The sequence below is a fragment of the Bacillus sp. G1(2015b) genome, from assembly GCF_001482475.1.
GTDB classification, from domain to species: domain Bacteria; phylum Bacillota; class Bacilli; order Bacillales; family Bacillaceae; genus Bacillus; species Bacillus safensis.
In genome coordinates this window covers 151345-168940 of sequence record NZ_LKIC01000010.1, presented here as the reverse complement: position 1 = coordinate 168940, position 17596 = coordinate 151345, and the positions used below count along the sequence as shown (strand labels likewise).

Genomic DNA, 17596 nt, shown 5'->3' with positions numbered 1-17596 from the left:
TAAAAAAGACAAGAAAGTAGGGATAGAAGTGGGCATCTTATATGCACTTCTCCCAGCGATATTTTGGGGAAGTATAGTTCTCATCAGTGTCAAACTAGGCGGGAATGCGTATCAGCAAACCCTCGGCATTACGCTCGGCGCGTTTTTATTTTCGATTGTAGCTTTTTTCATTAAAATGCCAGAGCTGACCCCGCTTATATTTGCGGTTTCCGTCATTTCAGGCATCTTTTGGAGTATTGGACAAATGAATCAGCTTTCAAGTGTCGCTTTTCTCGGCGTGTCTAAAGCGGTTCCTTTATCAACGGGCATGCAGCTTGTGAGCACGACCCTATTTGGCGTCATGGTCTTCAAAGAATGGCAGACAATGACGGTCATACTCATTGGTTCCTGCGCCATTTTACTAATCATTGCAGGTGTTGTCATGACATCGCTCGGTCAAAAAAAGAACGGCGGCGAGAATGGCAGAGGCAATTTTAAAAAAGGGATCATTATTCTACTCATTTCAACCGTTGGCTACGTCGGATATGTTGTCATTTTAAGATGGTTTGATATTGATGGCTGGTCTGCACTCGTCCCGCAATCTGTCGGCATGCTGCTTTCATCCTTAGCGATTAGTTTAAAGCAGGATCCATTTAGTAAATATACGTTTAGAAATATCATTGCCGGTCTTGTTTGGTCAACTGGAAATCTTGGACTGCTTTTGGCCATTCCATTAATTGGCGTAGCCGTAAGCTTTTCAATGTCACAAACAGGGATTGTCATCTCAACACTAGGCGGCATTTACTTATTAAAAGAGAAAGCATCTAGAACAAGCTTTGTCATTGCAGGCTGCTTGATGATTATTGCAGGCGGTGTGCTGCTAGGCTTTACAAAATAGGAGGTAACACGAATGTATCCAGATTTAGAAGGAAAAACAGTTCTGATTACAGGCGCAGGTACAGGAATTGGCCAAGCGATGGCACGCCGATTTGGACAAGAAAAAGCCAATGTGGTGATCAATTACTTCTCTGATAAAGAAAATCCGGATGACACCATTGCAGAAATTCAAAAACTTGGTGGACAGGCTGTGAAAATCAAAGGAGATGTATCAAAGGAAGAGGATATGCAGGCAATGATTAATAAAGCTGTTGATACATTCGGCAGTCTTGATGTGATGATCAATAACGCAGGCATTGAAAATGAAGTGCCTTCCACCGAAATGACGCTGGATAATTGGAACAAAGTGATGTCTACCAATTTAACAGGTATGTTTCTAGGATGCCGTGATGCACTAAAGTATATGACGGATCATGGGATAGAAGGCTCGATCATTAATATGTCGTCGGTTCATCAGCAAATTCCTTGGCCTCATTTTGTCCATTATGCAGCTAGTAAAGGAGGCGCCAAGCTTTTGACAGAAACATTGGCACTTGAATATGCCCCTAAAAAAATCCGTGTAAACAGTATTGCACCAGGCGCCATTGATACCCCGATTAATGCGGAGAAATTCGATGATCCGGCCTTGAAAAAAGGCGTAATTGAGCTGATTCCAATCGGCTATATTGGAAAGCCGGAAGAAGTGGCAGCATGCGCTGTCTGGCTGGCATCAAAAGAAGCAAGCTATGTTACGGGCCTAACGTTATATGTAGACGGCGGCATGACAAAGTATCCAGGTTTTCAGGCAGGAAAAGGATAATATAAAAAAAGAGCGTACAATACGCTCTTTTTTTATATTAAATACAGACAAATAAAATTAAATGTCTAGACATTTAAAAATAAAATTATATAATATTAATTGGAAGCGCTTTTATTACAACGATGGGGTGAGAGAAATGAAACGTATTTTATTAGCATGCAGTTCAGGAATGTCTACGAGTTTACTAGTGACAAAAATGAAAGCACATGCCGATTCAATTGGGGACGAAGCAGAAATTTGGGCAGTTGGGCAAGATCAAGCGAGAAAAGAAATGGCGAATGCGGATGTTGTGTTAATTGGACCGCAAATGAGCTTTTTAAAAGGAGATCTGCAAAAAGAAGCAAAAAAATACGGGATTGAGGTAGAAGTCATTGATATGCAGGCATACGGGCTTGCCGATGGACAAAAAGCGTATGAACAGGCACTTGCACTGATGGGGGAATCTTAAAGGATGGAAAAGAAAACACTCGAAGGGCTCACGGAGGAACAAGTCAGCTTTCAATTGATCTTACACAGCGGGAATGCGCGCAGTAAATTGCTCGAGGCTCTGAAACAATATCGAGAAGGTCTAGAAGAACAGGCTTTTGGTCTCATGAAAGAAGCGGAAGAAGATTTACGGCATGCACATGACATCCATTTTCAACTCGTACAGAAAGAGGCAGGAGGAGAAACAACATCCTTTTCCTTACTGCTCATGCACGCCGAAGATCACTTAATGTCGACCATTACCATCAAGGAGCTTGTGGGAGAGCTCCTGCCGATATTCCAATCGCTGAAACAATAAAGGGTGTAAACAAGGGGGGAAACCAATGTTTGATAAAATAAGTGCCATTTTGGTTCCGATTGCTGGGAGATTGAACAACAACCGCTATTTAGGCGTATTACGGGATGCCTTTATGCTTGCGTTCCCGCTCACCATCTTTGGTTCCATTATGGTTGTGCTGATGAATTTGCCATTTTTAGATAAAATCATGAGTAAAACCGTACTGGAAGGCGTCCAGTCTGCACTGAATATCGCACCGAGTGCAACCATCAGCATTATGAGTGTGTTTGTTGTATTTGGGATCGGCTACTATTTATCAAAAAGCTATGATGTAGAAGCTGTCTTTGGCGGCGTGATTGCTTTAGCCTCTTTCTTGCTTCTGACTCCGTTTTTACTAGAACAAGAAGGCGGTGCAACGATTGCAGGCGTCATCCCAGTCGATCGTTTAGGTGCAAAGGGGATGTTCCTAGGAATGATCACAGGCTTTTTATCTGCTGAAATTTATCGTTATTTTGTCCAAAAGAAATTTGTGATCAATATGCCGCAAGGGGTTCCGCCAGCTGTTTCCAAGTCTTTTGCTGCACTGATCCCGGCTACTTTGACACTTACAACCTTTTTATTAATTAATATCATCATTACACAAGGCTTCAAAACAAATATGCATGATCTGATTTATCATGCAATTCAGGCGCCACTTGTCGGTCTTGGAAGCGGTATCATTCCGACGTTGATCGCTGTTTTCTTTATACAAATTCTTTGGTTCTTTGGGCTTCACGGTCAAATTATTATCAACTCTGTCATGGATCCGATTTGGAATACATTATCCATTCAAAACCTAGAGAGCTATACAAAAACAGGTGAGGTTCCTAATATCATCAGCAAGCAGTTTATTGAAATCTATACGGTTGGAATGGGTGGAACCGGTATGACGCTTGCTGTTGTGTTTACCATTTTAATTTTCCTGAAAAGTAAGCAATTAAAACAAGTAGCCAAGCTCGGCTTAGGACCAGGATTATTTAACGTCAATGAACCGATTATCTTCGGTTTACCAATTGTCATGAATCCACTTATTCTGATTCCGTGGATTTTGGCGCCAATGGTCATTACATGTATTACTTATTTTGCGATGGCATCAGGCATTGTACCGCCGCCTACAGGCGTGAATATCCCGTGGACAGTACCGATCTTTATTAGCGGAATGATGGCGACAAATTCACTAGCTGGCGGTCTGCTTCAGTTGTTTAACCTGATGATTGTGTTTGTCATTTGGTTCCCGTTCCTGAAATTTATTGACCGGATGAATGTGAAAAATGAAAAAATAACGACAACAGAAAATACGAAGACAGCAAACATCAAAGGTGAAGGAGACTCAATACATGTCGATGGAAACTAACAAGCAATCATATACATTTCCAGAAGGTTTCTGGTGGGGATCTTCTGCTTCTGCGACGCAAACGGAAGGGAGCGTCCCTGGTGATGGAAAGGGACCGAACATTTGGGATCATTGGTTTGAACAAGAGCCTACTCGTTTTTTTGATGGCGTAGGGCCGAACGTGACATCTCAATTTTATCGAAAATATAAAGAGGATATCCGTCTCATGAAAGAAATTGGCCACAATTCATTTCGGCTGTCGATTTCATGGTCACGCCTTTTACCTGAAGGAACAGGTGCAGTCAATGAAGAAGCGGTGTCCTTTTATAATGATGTGATCAATGAACTGATTGCACATGATATCGAGCCATTTGTGAACCTATACCATTTCGATATGCCAATGGCGCTGCAGGAGAAAGGCGGCTGGGTGAACAGACAGGTGGTCGACGATTATGTCAGCTATGCGACATTATGCTTCCAATTATTTGGTGACCGGGTGAAAAAATGGTTTACCCATAACGAACCGATTGTCCCTGTAGAAGGCGGATATATGTATAGCTTTCATTATCCAAACGAAGTCGATTTCCAAAAGGCTGTGCAGGTCGGTTTTCATGAACTGTTATCAAATGCGAAGGCGATTGCGGCTTATAAAGAGATGCAGCAAGACGGTAAGATTGGCATCATCTTAAACCTGACCCCTTCGTACCCGCGAAGCCAAAATCCGCGCGATGTAGAAGCAGCTGAGATGGCCGATGCTTTCTTTAACCGCTCCTTCTTAGATCCTGCGGTGAAAGGACATTTCCCGGAAAAACTAGTAGAAGTCTTAAAGAAAGAAGGCTTTATGCCAAGTATGGAAGAAGGGGATCTTGAGCTGATTCAAGAGAATACGATTGATCTTCTTGGCATCAACTATTATCAGCCAAGAAGAGTGAAAGCGAAAGAGCATATGCCGCATCCTCAAGCACCATTTATGCCGAACCATTACTTTGATTCTTTTGAAATGCCGGGAAGAAAAATGAATGTGTATCGAGGCTGGGAAATCTATGAAAAGGGCATTTACGATATATTGAAAAAAGTCCAGACAGACTATGATAATATCGAATGCTTTATTTCTGAAAATGGAATGGGTGTCGAAGGAGAAGAGCGGTTTAAGGATGAAGAAGGAATGATTCATGACGATTACCGTATTGACTTTATATCTGAGCACCTCAAATGGGTGCATCAAGCCATTCAAGAAGGAAGCAATGTGAAAGGTTATCATCTGTGGACATTTATGGACAACTGGTCCTGGTCGAATGCATATAAAAATCGTTATGGATTTGTCTCAGTTGATCTTCAAAAAGACGGGAAACGAACGATTAAGAAGAGTGGATACTGGTTTCAATCAGTTTCAAAGAATAACGGTTTTTAATCAAAATACTTGCTCTTTCCTTGAAAAGGGCAAGTATTTTTCTTATGTGACGGTAAGTGGATGAAACAAAAATGGCTGGCACCTTTTAAGCTCACATCCCTTAGTGTAGAATGAGAAGAAGGCTAAAAAACGCCATATTCCTTCTTGAAATAAGGCGCTATGAAAAAACAAGTCAGTTGGTGGTGTGAGATGAAGAAGTACGAACTCATTTCAGAAGAAATCAGAAAACGAATAGGAACAGCATATTATCCAGAAGATCAACCCATTCCAGATGAAAACTCGCTTGCCGCTGAATTTCAATGCAGCAGAATGACGATGAAGCGTGCGCTTGATCTTCTCGTTGCAGAAGGTCTGCTCTTTAGAAAAAGAGGCCACGGTACATTTATTGTGAAGGCAGCGCTCAATCAAGGGGCCATCAATGTATCAGGCCATGAAAATAAAGGGTTTACAAAAGTCATGGCGGATAAAAACGTCACGACTCAAATCATTCACTTTGATGTCCATTTTCCAAGCGAAGAGGTGGCAGCCCATCTATCTATTGACTCAACCACACCTGTTTATGATATCATCCGGCTCCGTCTTGTGGATGAAGAGCCTTATGTATTAGAAAAAACGTTTATGCCTGTCAATCTCATTAAGGGCATAGATGAAGAAGTTCTACTGGGTTCTATCTATGGCTATATTTCAAATGAGCTTCATTTAAAAATAGCAGGAGCGCACAAGAAAATTAGAGCGGCTAAATCAGATCAGCTGGATCAGCAGTATTTAGGGTGTGACCCAACAGATCCTGTGCTTGAAGTCGAGCAGGTTGCTTATTTAAACGCAGGGCAGCCATTTGAATATTCATTTAGCCATCATCGCTATGATAAATTTGACTTTTCAACGGTTGAAATCACGAAAACAGGACGTTAAAAAAAGAGCAGAACCCCCAAGGGAGACTGCTCTTTTTTCATTTGATTTTATATGTTCCACCAATGATATCCATCTTTTTCTAGAAGCTCATCCGCTTCTTTCGGTCCCATAGAACCAGCAGGATAGTTTGGTTTTAATGTTTTGTTTTCTGCCCATTTCTCAGAAATCGGATCAACGAAGTTCCAAGAAAGTGCTACTTCATCCCAGTGAGCAAAGTTTGTTGCATCGCCTAGTAAGCAGTCATGAATCAGTTTTTCATATGCTTCTGGTGTATTCATGATGTCGTTATAGTTTGTTTGGTAGTCGAGTTTAATCGGTTTCGCATACGTGCCGCCATCCAGCTTGCGAGCATTCAGGTGAAGGGTGATGCCTTCATCTGGCTGAATATGAATGACAAGTAGGTTTGGATGCATGGCATTTCCGTTACCATAGTACAGGTTCATTGGAATGTCTTTAAATTGAACCACGATTTGAGTAGATTTCTTTTCTAACCGTTTTCCTGTACGAATGTAAAATGGCACCCCGGCCCATCTAAAGTTATCAATCAGCAATTTCCCAGCAACAAATGTTTCTGTGTTTGAGTTCGGGTCAACATTTTGTTCTTCCAAATAAGAAGGAACCACGCTGCCATCAATCGTACCCGTATCATACTGTCCGCGGACAAAGAATTGATCGACCTCATCTTTAGAGAAAGGACGAAGAGCGCGCAATACTTTCCGTTTTTCGCTGCGGATTTCCTCTGTATTCAGTTTAATTGGCGGCTCCATTGCTAAAAGGGCAACCATTTGAAGCATATGGTTTTGGACCATATCTCTTAGTGCACCAGAATTTTCGTAATATCGAGCCCGGTCTTCAACCCCCAATGATTCACTGGATGTAATTTGAATGTTTGAAATATAGCGGTTTGTCCAAAGCGGTTCAAAGATGGCATTCGCAAAACGGATAACCTCAATGTTTTGAACCATTTGCTTACCAAGATAGTGGTCAATACGATAAATTTGATCTTCTGTGAATGCATCACGAATTTCTTCATTTAATGTTTTCGCACTTGGCAGATCATGCCCAAATGGCTTTTCAATGACAAGTCGTGACCAGCCGGTTGTTTCTGATACGCCCTCACTCTTTAGGAACTTCGCAATCGTTCCGAAGAATTCAGGTGCCATAGCTAAATAGAACATGCGGTTATTTGGAATACTGTACGTATCTTCAAGGCCTGTTAGAAGCGTGTTAAGTGATTGATAGGAAGCAGGGCTTGATACGTCAAAATCGTGATAATAGAAATGTGAAATGAACTCTTCTGTTTTCGCTTCTGCATCATCAGAAGAAACAGATTCCTTTACCACAGATCTGAGGTCCTCATGAGACCACGGACGGCGTCCAACTCCGACAACAGCGAATTGATCACCGAGCTTTCCGCTATGATAAAGTCTATGTATAGAAGGGTAGAGCTTGCGTTTGGCAAGGTCTCCTGTTGCGCCAAAAATGACAATGACTGCTTTAGGGTTATTAGTTTCTGTATTCACGAGAAGTACCTCACTTTATTCGTAGCATTGTTGTAAAAACCGAGAATGTATGTACATTTTCTTTATTTTAAAGGTTCATTGTTCGTAAAGCAAACATTTGATTCGACTTTTTCTGCTCTCGTTTCACTTTTTTCAAAAATTCCGCTGAATTCACATTTACCTTGTCTTCATGTATTCTATATGAATGAAGATATTGTATACCGGCTTTAGGAGGAAAAGTAATGGAACTGCTCTTTTTAGGAACAGGTGCAGGCATTCCTGCAAAAACAAGAAACGTCACTTGCACAGCGCTAAAGCTTTTAGAAGAACGAAATGCAGTGTGGCTTTTTGATTGCGGAGAAGCAACACAGCACCAAATCTTACATACAACGATTAAACCGAGAAAGATCGAGAAAATATTTATCACACATATGCACGGAGATCATGTATATGGCCTTCCGGGACTTCTTGGCAGCAGATCCTTTCAAGGCGGGGAGGATGAATTGACGATCTATGGACCAAAGGGCATCAAGGCCTTTGTAAACGCATCACTTTCAGCCTCGCAAACGCATTTGACATATCCGCTGCATATCATAGAAATAGAAGAAGGGATCGTATTTGAAGATGATACCTTTCAAGTAGAAGCAAGAAGAGTCTCTCACGGGATTCCAGCTTACGGCTACCGGGTTGTGGAAAAAGATCTGGCTGGTTCATTAAAAGCCGAAGACCTAAAAGAAATGGGTGTAAAACCTGGACCTTTGTATCAGAAGTTGAAAAATGGGGAAACCGTGACACTCGAAGATGGAAGAACCATCGATGGAACCGATTATTTGGAACCCCCTAAAAAAGGGAGAATCGTTGCATTTTCAGGAGATACCCGTTTGTGCGAGAATATAACAAGGCTTGCCAAAAATGCGGATGTGTTAGTCCATGAAGCAACATTCGGTAAAGAAGATGCAGATTTAGCCTACAATTATTATCACAGCACAACAGAACAAGCAGCGAAAACAGCACAGGAAGCAGGCGCAAAAAGGCTCATTTTGACCCATATAAGTGCACGTTACCAAGGAGAAGAGGCACTGAAACAACTGTTGAAAGAAGCCCGCGATATATTCCCGCTGACAGAAGCTGCACATGATTTCTCTTCTTTCCCCATTGAACGCACCCTGTAAAAATTGGATGAATCGTCAAAAAAAGTTGTGTGATTTTTTTGATATTTATGATGACGCTCTTTTTCAGGTAGTGGTAAAATGGTGAAGAAAAAACAAATGACGAATTAAACTATGAAGAATACGGGAGGCACAATCAAAGATGAGCGGTTTTACAGCATTAAGTGAAGCAGAATTGAATGACCTATATGTGGCACTACAAAATGAGTATGAAACTTACAAAAGTAAAAACTTGCACTTAGACATGTCTAGAGGGAAGCCTTCACCAAAACAGCTCGATTTGTCTATGGGCATGCTCGATGTTGTGACATCAAAGGATGCAATGACAGCTGAAGATGGCACAGATGTGCGAAACTATGGCGGCTTGACAGGCCTTCCTGAAACGAAGAAATTTTTTGCAGATGTTCTTAATTTAAAGCCAGAACAAATCATCATCGGCGGTAACTCAAGCCTGAATATGATGCATGATACCATTGCACGTGCGATGACTCACGGCGTATGTGACAGCAAAACACCTTGGGGAGAGCTGCCAAAGGTAAAATTCCTTGCACCAAGCCCAGGGTATGACCGTCATTTTGCCATTTGTGAGCTATTTAACATAGAGATGATCACGGTCGATATGAAGGCTGATGGACCTGATATGGATCAGGTAGAAAAATTGGTCGCAGAAGATGAAGCAATTAAAGGCATTTGGTGTGTACCGAAATATAGCAATCCAGACGGCATTACGTATTCAGATGAAGTCGTTGACCGCTTAGCCTCAATGAAAACAAAAGCAGACGACTTCCGCATTTTTTGGGATGATGCATATGCAGTCCACCATCTAACGGATACACCTGATAGGTTAAAAGATATTTTTCAAGCAGTTGAAGAGGCAGGATACCCGAACCGTGTGTTTATGTTTGCGTCTACGTCTAAAATTACATTCCCAGGCTCAGGTGTTGCACTGATGGCATCTAGCCCGGACAATGTGAGCTTTACTCAAAAGCAATTATCGATTCAAACGATCGGACCGGACAAAATCAATCAACTAAGACATCTTCGTTTCTTCCAGAATCCAGAAGGTTTGAAGGAACATATGAAAAAGCATGCAGCGATCATTAAGCCAAAATTTGACCTCGTTCTTTCCATTCTTGACGAAAAACTTGGCGGAAAAGATATCGCTGAATGGCACAAGCCAAATGGCGGATATTTCATTAGTTTAAATACACTTGATCATTGTGCAAAAGCGGTTGTGCAAAAAGCTAAAGAAGCAGGTGTCACAATGACAGGTGCAGGTGCAACATATCCATATGGAAAAGATCCGCTTGATCGTAACATTCGCATTGCACCAACATTCCCGGCTCTTGAAGAACTAGAGCAAGCGATTGACATCTTTACATTATGTGTTCAGCTTGTCAGCATTGAAAAGCTGCTTTCAGAAAAAAGTCAATCTGCTCCAACGGCATAAATAAAAGAAACTCCTTGACTCATAATGGGTCAAGGAGTTTTTCGTTTTAATTAGCAGTTTGATAATAGGAGACAGGTTGTTTGGCTGCGCACCATACATCATAGATGGCAAGCTGTACAATATGCGGTTCATCATGATGAATATAGTGCGAGCTGTTCTGCGCTTGAATCCATCCGCTTTGGGATGACAAAGACAGCATGCGTTTATGCAGTCTGAGCCAAGCTTCATGCGCTGGATGAAACAATCGGCTCTTACCTGATGAAATGACAAGAAGCGGCATCATCCCATAATGGGTTTGCTCCTCTTTGATTGTGCTTAACATTTGCTGAAAGTCCTCATGCGTACATTCTGCTGTAAATTGCGCCATATATGAAGTGCGTTCTTCCTTTGATAAAAGCGGCAGGATCACCTGCTCTTGTTCCTCACTTGCTGGGTCTAGCAGCACCATGCCGATGACATCATCTCCTCTTCGGCTTGCCCATAGCCGGCTGACAAGAGAGCCGAATGAGTGAGCGACGATGAGAAATGGCGGCTGAATATTGGCTTCTTTCAGCAGCGCATCTAAATCATCAGCGAGGTCATGCAAGGTTCTTCCTTCACCGCTCTTACTGCTCTTTCCATTTCCTAAACGGTCGTATAAGAAAACCCCAAGCTCTGGGTCAATATCACGGGCCATATTCGACCACGTATCACTAGAAATGCCGTAGCCAGCTTCAAAGATAATCGTGGCTTGCCTTTTGCCTTGACGATGTTTTGTATAAAAATGGTGTCCATCTATATGATACATTTTTTCAATCATTGCCGAATTCATTCTTCCATCTCCTCTAAGTGGTTCTTTAGCTAAAAGACGGCACAAAAGGCAGATATGTTTCTCTTAAAAACAAAAAAGATGCCTATTTCGAAAAATAGACACCTTTTTTCCTAAAAGCTTTTACCAAGCACGATCATATTGACGCGGGCTTTCAATGGATGTGCGGAGCTCTTGAGCAGCTGTTTTTGGAAAGTATGGATCGCGTAAAAATTCTCTGCCAATAAAGATCAAATCTGCACGCTGATTTCGTAAAATCTCCTCTGCCTGTACACCAGATGTGATCAGACCGACAGCAGCTGTTTGAATGCCGGCACCTTCTTTTATTTTCTCAGCGAATGTTACTTGGTAGCCGGGGAATGTGTTGATTTTCGCCTGTACGACAGCACCTGAGCTGACATCAATTAAGTCGACTCCTTGCTCTTTGAGCCAAGTGGCAATCCCAATATAATCTGCAATATCAAGTCCTTTTGTTGTGTAATCAGAAGCCGACACACGTACAAATAAAGGTCCGTCCCATACGGCGTTGACTGCGTCTACGACTTCTCTTAAGAAACGATAGCGGTTTTCTGGTGAACCGCCATAGTCGTCTGATCGGTGGTTCGCAAGCGGTGAAAGAAATTCATTGATCAAATAGCCATGTGCACCATGAATTTCAATGATGTCAAAGCCCGCTTTTTTTGCCCGTACAGCTGCATCCTGAAACGCCTGAACGGTATCTTTGATTTGATCAACAGACATCTCGATAGGGGTTTTAGATGTTTCATCAAATGGAATGCTTGATGGTGCAAGGATGTCCCCATCAAGTTCAGCTTTACGTCCTGCATGGGCTAGCTGGATGGCTGTCTTCGTTCCGTATGCTTTGATTTGTTCGTTTAATGAAGCAAATCCTTCAATGTGCTCATCGCTCCAAATACCGAGGTCTTGATCACTAATTCTTCCCTCAGGAGATACAGCACTTGCTTCCACCATAATGAGGCCAGCCTGACCTTGTGCACGGGAAATATAATGTGTGAAGTGGAAAGGCTGTAATTTCCCATCACGGTCATAAGATGAATACATACACATCGGGGACATCACGATGCGGTTTTTCAGTGTAACACCTTTTAATGTCCAAGGTGAAAAGAGTTTTGTTTCCAAATACCTTCGCCTCCTCATGGAATTGTATAGCCGATTATAACAGCCATTCAAACTTTCGTCATAAAAGGTGCTCAAAGAATATAGCTTTTATACACGTTTTTGTATAATGGAGAGATAGAGACATCAAAGGGGGAGAACGGATGAAATGGCAAACAGAGAGTGAACTAAAGGAGCTCCTGACAGCTCTTATGCAGTATGAAAGCATATCAGGTACAACAGGAGAAGTCGCGTTAGCGGAGTACTTATATTATTTGCTAAGGGAACGGCCTTATTTTGAGCAGAACCCTGATCATTTGGCTTTGCATCCGATGAAAGATGGCCGGTATTATTTAACGGCACTTGTGAAGCGCAGTACGCTGCGGCGTACCGTGCTGCTTCTTAGTCACTTTGATGTAGTTGATACAGAAGATTACGGCGAATTTCAAAACATGGCATGCAAGCCTGAAGAGTTAATGGCATCCTTTTCGCAAAAAAGTGCGCTTCTTCCAACGAGGGCAAGAGAGGACCTTGCTTCAGGTGACTGGCTGTTTGGGAGAGGGGCCATGGATATGAAAGCAGGTCTCACCGTGCAGCTTTCTATGCTGGAAAGAGCGATGACAGAAACATTTGATGGAAATGTCCTGCTCGTCACAGTCCCTGATGAAGAAGTGAATTCACAAGGAATGCTTGAGGCTGTCCCGAAACTAAAGGAGCTTAAAGAAAAGCATGACCTTGACTATACCGCGTGTTTAAACAGTGAGCCCATGTTTGAAAAGTATCCAGGGGATGAACATCATTATATGTATACAGGCAGTATAGGAAAGGTATTAGCCGGATTTTTCTGTAAAGGGATTGAAACGCATGTAGGAGAGCCATTCTCAGGTTTAAATGCGAATTTTATGGTATCTGAACTAAACCGGCTGTTAGAGCTCAATAGTGATTATTGTGAGGAAGTAGATGGTGAAGTAACTCCGCCCCCAACGAACTTAATGCAAAAGGACTTGAAAGAAGCCTATTCCGTTCAAACACCTCACACAGCCGTATCTTTATTTAATGTGCTCATGATGAAACGTTCAAGTGAAGAACTGCACGGCCTTCTCTATGATACTGCGAAACAAGCAGCAGACCAAATCGAGGCCAATCTTCAGCAAAAAACAGCTGACTTTCAGCGCTTCAAACACTTTACACCAATTGACACTCGGGTTACGGTACTCACGTATCACGAGCTGTATCAAAAGGCCGCAGAACGCTCTGGTGAACAGGAGGTTGAGCGCATTGTCAACTATGCCTTTGCCAACCGGGGTGAGCTTGGAGATCGTGATTTTTCAACGAAAATTGTCTCGGAGCTGACGACGCTTTGTAAAGAAGAAGGACCGCTGATTGTTCTATTTTATAGTCCGCCATTTTACCCTTCTGTGTCCTCAACAGAAGATCCGCATATTCAGAAGACATTCAAGAAGATTCAAGAAGAGGCAAAAGAGGTGTACGGACTTGAAGTAGAGGAAGTGAAATATTTCCCGGGATTGTCTGATTTAAGTTACTTACAGCTCGAAAAGCAGGAGGTAGGTCATTACACGACCAATATGCCGCTTTACCAAAAAGGCTATTCTTTACCGCAAGGAGAAAAGGAAGCCCTTTACGTTCCAGTCATCAACGTGGGTCCATTAGGAAAGGACCCGCACAAATGGACAGAACGGCTGCACGTCCCGTTCTCTTTTGGCATTTTGCCAGAATTACTAGAATCAACGATTCATGCTTTATTAGAGAAAAAGTAAGTAGATGTGTGAAGAGCTCTATCTTGATGATAGGGCTTCTATTTTTAAATAAACGATCTTTCCACTTAGATAAATAGAGTATGATATTGATGAAGACTTACATTTATTTGAAGGGGGTAAGAACATTAAATGGAAACTGGGATATTAACAAAAACAGACATCATCACATCGCTTCAGGAAAGTATGCGTGAACTTGAGAAGCTAGTGGAGGCTTGTGATGATAACACACTGGATCAATCTTTAGGGGAGGGGAAATGGTCAATCAAGCAGCTCGCCGGTCATTTGTATGACACAGAAGAAGTCTGGTCAGAGCGGATAGAGCAGACAATATCAGATGATCAAATGCCCTTTCAATCGTATGATTCTGAAATGTATGTGAAAGAAAGAGCGTATGAATGGTATAACGCAGAGGAGATCAAAGCATTGATCAAACGGATGAAAGAGAGAAGATACAACACGCTTCGGCTATTAGAAAAAGATATATGGGAACAATCAGGCCTGCATCCGGAAGAAGGACTGATGACCGTTCAAATATTAGCAGAAACCATCGCTTTACATGAACAACATCATCTGGATCAAATCAAAGCCATCATGTCAATGAGGCAGTGAAAAAGCACCTGTCATCAAAACAGGTGCTTTTCAAATTCATTTATACGTGCTTGCTGAAAACATTTCGTTTAATTCTGCTGCGCGTTTAGTGGCTGTTTTGACACAATCGACAACAGCTTCTTCAAATTGATAGGTAGCCAGTGTGTTCAGACCGGCTTCTGTTGTTCCGCCTTCACTTGTGATTTCTTTGCGCAGTTCGGCAGGTTCTTTTCCGCTGTCTTGAAGCATATTGGCGGCGCCTGCAATCATTTGGCAAATGAGTAATTTCGCAGTTGCTTGGTCCATTCCAAGTTCCGAAGCACCTCGCTCCATTCCTTCTATCAAATGATAAATGAAGGCAGGGCCGCTGCCTGCGATGGCTGTCACCGCATTTAACTGTGATTCATCTAATACGGTGACGTGCCCGATTGTTTCAAACAGTTCGACGGCCTTTTTCTTTTGCTTTTCAGTAACTTCACGACTTACGGCAATACCTGTTGCTGACTGCTGAATTGCCGCTGATGTATTTGGCATCGCACGAACGACTGCACTCTTTCCGCCAGCGTAGTGTTGAATCGTTTCAATGGAAATACCCGCTAAAATAGAAATGATCAGCTGGCCATGTAAATGAGGCTGGACTTCAGAAATTCCGCTTTCTGCATCCTTCGGTTTTAAGGCAAAAACGAGAATATCCGCTTCTTCATAAATAAAGGACCGAGCGAAATCCGTTTTGACCCCATATCGCGCCTGTAATTCCTCTAATCGTTTTTCATTCGTTTTGTTTGTGACAATGATATCTTCATTCGACATCATGCCGCTTTTTAATAAACCTTTGATCATAGACTCTGCCATCGAGCCTGCACCGATAAATCCAATTTTACTCATAAGCTGCTCCTCCTTGTAGAAAATAAAAAAACCTCTCGCCTGAAAAGGACGAAAGGTTTTTCGCGGTACCACCCTCAATTAGCATGCAAACATGCATACTCAGCTCTAGTCCCTTAACGCGGGAAACGTTTAGGTTTGCCTAACAGCTCAAAGGGCAGGTTCAGCAAATAAGAGGATGGTGAAGTCTTACAGCCGGCGGACCTCACTCTCTTGCATCATTATTTTGCTTACTAATCCTTGTCATCGCGCATCATATATTTGTTGTTCATTATGCAACGATGGACAAGTTTATGTCAATAGGGGCAGTTAAAAAAATTGCCCATCTAAACCGCATGACAGTCTGCCTTTTGCAAGATACAATGAAGTAAGAAGACTGAGTCCCACAATCATGAGTCAAAAAGCAGGAGATGACATATAAAAGTGAAAGAAGACATCATTCAATTATCCATCCCGACGCCGTTTGCCGTTGGGGATGTGCATGCATATGTATTAAAAGGAGAGGCCGTAACCTTAGTAGATTGCGGGCCGATGACAGAAGAGGCAGAGCATGCCTTTGTCACCCAACTAAAGGAACATCGTTTATCGATAGACGATATTGATCAAGTGGTGCTGACCCATCATCATGCAGATCATGTCGGTCTATTGAATTTGATGAAACCTCATGTCCGTGTGATCGGGCACCAGCTAAATGAGCGGTATATTAGTCAGGATCCAGTGTTTAAGCAGCGCCAAGTGGACTTTATGGTTCCTTTTTTTCAGCAGTTAGGTGTGCCGCTTCGACAAAATGAGTGTGAAAAAATGGTGAAGCAATCTTATACATATTCTTGTACTTCACATGTAGATGAGGTCATAAAAGAAGGTGATCGTTTAAGCGGGCATGAACACTTCTTTGTGATGGAAACACCCGGACACGCACAGTCTCACCTTTCCTTTCTAGACGAAAGAACGGGGAATTTTATTGGCGGCGACCTGCTTTTGACGACCATTTCCTCAAATCCGTTAATGGAAGCACCGGATGAAGGTGAGGAACGTCAAAAATCACTGCTTCAATATAAAGCATCACTTAATCGGTTATTGCGTCTGCCAATCAAAACGATTTATCCGGGACACGGTCAGCTCATCACGGCTCACCATGAATTGATCGAAGAAAGATTTAAGAAACAAGAAAAACGGGCAAACACAATGTATCAGCTGCTCAAACAAAAAGAAATGACGGCCTTTCATCTTTGCCGTAAGCTATTTCCAGTGTTATATGAAGAGGCCTTATTTTTAACGATGTCAGAGACAGTCGGTCAGCTTGATGTGCTCTTAGCGGCTGGGCAAATTGAAGAAGCAGAAAAAGACGGAATCGTCTATTACAGGGCAAACTAAGGAGTGAAACGCATGGGGCGATTGACAGGAAAAAGAATTTGGATTACAGGCGCATCTGGGGGCATTGGTGAAAAAATGGCGTACTTGGCAGCAGAAGAAGGCGCAGAAATCATAATTTCAGCAAGACGAACAGAAAAGCTTACAGATGTGAAAGAAAAAATTATGAGCGCTGGCGGGGTGTGTCACATCGCCCAGCTTGATGTCAGCCAGCTCGATGACATTGATCGCGCGTATGAAGAAGTGGGGCCGGTCGATATTTTGGTCAACAATGCCGGCTTTGGTGTATTCGATCTCGTCGAAGATGCGTCCATCGAAGAAATGGTGTCGATGTTTGAGGTCAATGTGTTTGGCTTAATCGCTTGCACGAAAAAGGTCATCCCTGAGATGAAGCAAAGAGGGCAGGGACATATTATCAATATCGCATCCCAGGCAGGAAAGGTTGCGACGCCCAAATCAGCCATTTATTCCGCATCAAAGCATGCCGTTCTTGGATTTTCAAACAGCCTTAGAATGGAGCTGGCAGACTCAGGCATTCACGTAACAACAGTCAATCCAGGACCGATTGCAACAGATTTCTTTACCATCGCTGACCGCAGCGGTGAATATGTGAAGAACGTTGACTTTATGATGCTGAGTGCGGACAAGGTGGCAGGCAAAGTCGTATCTGCCATGATGACGAAAAAGAGAGAGATTAATCTGCCCGGGTGGATGAACGCTGGCAGCAAATTGTATCAGTTATTCCCATTTTTATTTGAAAAAGCAGCACGCAAAGCGTTGATGAAAAAGTAACAAAAAA

General features: G+C 42.5%; 17 protein-coding genes and 1 other annotated feature. Of the genes, 13 read left to right on the top strand and 4 right to left on the bottom strand.

The window, feature by feature from the left end:
* Positions 1 to 28 precede the first annotated feature (28 nt).
* From AMR95_RS07685 to AMR95_RS07655, 7 genes are all read left to right on the top strand, one after another.
* Entirely contained in the window at positions 29 to 877 is an 849-nt protein-coding gene (locus tag AMR95_RS07685) for a GRP family sugar transporter (RefSeq protein WP_039183192.1), read from the top strand.
* A gap of 12 nt (positions 878 to 889) precedes the next feature.
* Positions 890 to 1675: an SDR family oxidoreductase gene (locus tag AMR95_RS07680; RefSeq protein WP_058838007.1), complete on the top strand. Its 786-nt coding sequence runs from the start codon at positions 890 to 892 to the stop codon at positions 1673 to 1675.
* Between the two features lie 136 nt (positions 1676 to 1811).
* The gene (locus AMR95_RS07675) at positions 1812 to 2123 is read left to right on the top strand and encodes a PTS sugar transporter subunit IIB (RefSeq protein ID WP_039179770.1); all 312 of its coding nucleotides are present in this window, start codon (positions 1812 to 1814) and stop codon (positions 2121 to 2123) included.
* Positions 2124 to 2126: 3 nt separating this feature from the next.
* Positions 2127 to 2459 carry a PTS lactose/cellobiose transporter subunit IIA gene (locus tag AMR95_RS07670; protein WP_041086062.1) on the top strand — a complete coding sequence of 111 codons (333 nt, stop codon included), beginning with the start codon at positions 2127 to 2129 and terminating at the stop codon, positions 2457 to 2459.
* 25 nt (positions 2460 to 2484) lie between these two features.
* Positions 2485 to 3831: a PTS cellobiose transporter subunit IIC gene (celB, locus tag AMR95_RS07665; protein WP_041086060.1), complete on the top strand. Its 1347-nt coding sequence runs from the start codon at positions 2485 to 2487 to the stop codon at positions 3829 to 3831.
* Positions 3815 to 5221, top strand: coding sequence for a glycoside hydrolase family 1 protein (locus AMR95_RS07660; protein ID WP_058838006.1), 1407 nt, complete (start codon positions 3815 to 3817; stop codon positions 5219 to 5221). The genes celB and AMR95_RS07660 overlap by 17 nt, the downstream gene beginning before the upstream one ends.
* A gap of 189 nt (positions 5222 to 5410) precedes the next feature.
* Positions 5411 to 6133, top strand: a complete 723-nt coding sequence (locus AMR95_RS07655; RefSeq protein WP_024428032.1) for a GntR family transcriptional regulator — start codon at positions 5411 to 5413, stop codon at positions 6131 to 6133.
* Positions 6134 to 6180: 47 nt separating this feature from the next.
* On the opposite strand, the gene zwf is transcribed toward AMR95_RS07655, so the two are convergent.
* Complete coding sequence (zwf, locus tag AMR95_RS07650) at positions 6181 to 7656, bottom strand: glucose-6-phosphate dehydrogenase (RefSeq protein ID WP_058838005.1); 1476 nt, start codon at positions 7654 to 7656, stop codon at positions 6181 to 6183.
* Between the two features lie 221 nt (positions 7657 to 7877).
* On the opposite strand from zwf, the gene rnz reads away from it, so the two are divergent.
* Together rnz and AMR95_RS07640 are read left to right on the top strand one after the other, a co-directional pair.
* Positions 7878 to 8807, top strand: a complete 930-nt coding sequence (gene rnz, locus AMR95_RS07645) for a ribonuclease Z (protein ID WP_058838004.1) — start codon at positions 7878 to 7880, stop codon at positions 8805 to 8807.
* A gap of 139 nt (positions 8808 to 8946) precedes the next feature.
* Positions 8947 to 10254 carry an aminotransferase class I/II-fold pyridoxal phosphate-dependent enzyme gene (locus AMR95_RS07640; RefSeq protein WP_058838003.1) on the top strand — a complete coding sequence of 436 codons (1308 nt, stop codon included), beginning with the start codon at positions 8947 to 8949 and terminating at the stop codon, positions 10252 to 10254.
* A gap of 46 nt (positions 10255 to 10300) precedes the next feature.
* Here the strand turns inward: AMR95_RS07640 and AMR95_RS07635 are convergent, their stop codons facing one another.
* Both AMR95_RS07635 and namA read right to left on the bottom strand, forming a co-directional pair.
* Positions 10301 to 11065, bottom strand: coding sequence for an alpha/beta fold hydrolase (locus tag AMR95_RS07635; RefSeq protein ID WP_058838002.1), 765 nt, complete (start codon positions 11063 to 11065; stop codon positions 10301 to 10303).
* 120 nt (positions 11066 to 11185) lie between these two features.
* Entirely contained in the window at positions 11186 to 12202 is a 1017-nt protein-coding gene (gene namA / locus AMR95_RS07630; RefSeq protein ID WP_082672219.1) for an NADPH dehydrogenase NamA, read from the bottom strand.
* Between the two features lie 140 nt (positions 12203 to 12342).
* Between namA and AMR95_RS07625 the strand changes: the two genes are divergently transcribed.
* Complete coding sequence (locus tag AMR95_RS07625) at positions 12343 to 13956, top strand: M20/M25/M40 family metallo-hydrolase (protein WP_058838001.1); 1614 nt, start codon at positions 12343 to 12345, stop codon at positions 13954 to 13956.
* Positions 13957 to 14085: 129 nt separating this feature from the next.
* Positions 14086 to 14565 carry a DinB family protein gene (locus AMR95_RS07620; protein ID WP_058838000.1) on the top strand — a complete coding sequence of 160 codons (480 nt, stop codon included), beginning with the start codon at positions 14086 to 14088 and terminating at the stop codon, positions 14563 to 14565.
* A 36-nt stretch (positions 14566 to 14601) separates the two neighbouring features.
* Here AMR95_RS07620 and proC read toward each other — a convergent pair whose 3' ends face one another.
* On the bottom strand, positions 14602 to 15429 hold the full coding sequence (gene proC, locus AMR95_RS07615) for a pyrroline-5-carboxylate reductase (protein ID WP_058837999.1): 828 nt from the start codon (positions 15427 to 15429) through the stop codon (positions 14602 to 14604).
* A gap of 41 nt (positions 15430 to 15470) precedes the next feature.
* Positions 15471 to 15682, bottom strand: a binding site (T-box leader).
* A 167-nt stretch (positions 15683 to 15849) separates the two neighbouring features.
* Here proC and AMR95_RS07610 point away from each other — a divergent pair.
* Both AMR95_RS07610 and AMR95_RS07605 read left to right on the top strand, forming a co-directional pair.
* Entirely contained in the window at positions 15850 to 16800 is a 951-nt protein-coding gene (locus tag AMR95_RS07610; RefSeq protein ID WP_058837998.1) for an MBL fold metallo-hydrolase, read from the top strand.
* 12 nt (positions 16801 to 16812) lie between these two features.
* Entirely contained in the window at positions 16813 to 17589 is a 777-nt protein-coding gene (locus AMR95_RS07605; RefSeq protein WP_058837997.1) for an SDR family NAD(P)-dependent oxidoreductase, read from the top strand.
* Positions 17590 to 17596: the final 7 nt, after the last annotated feature.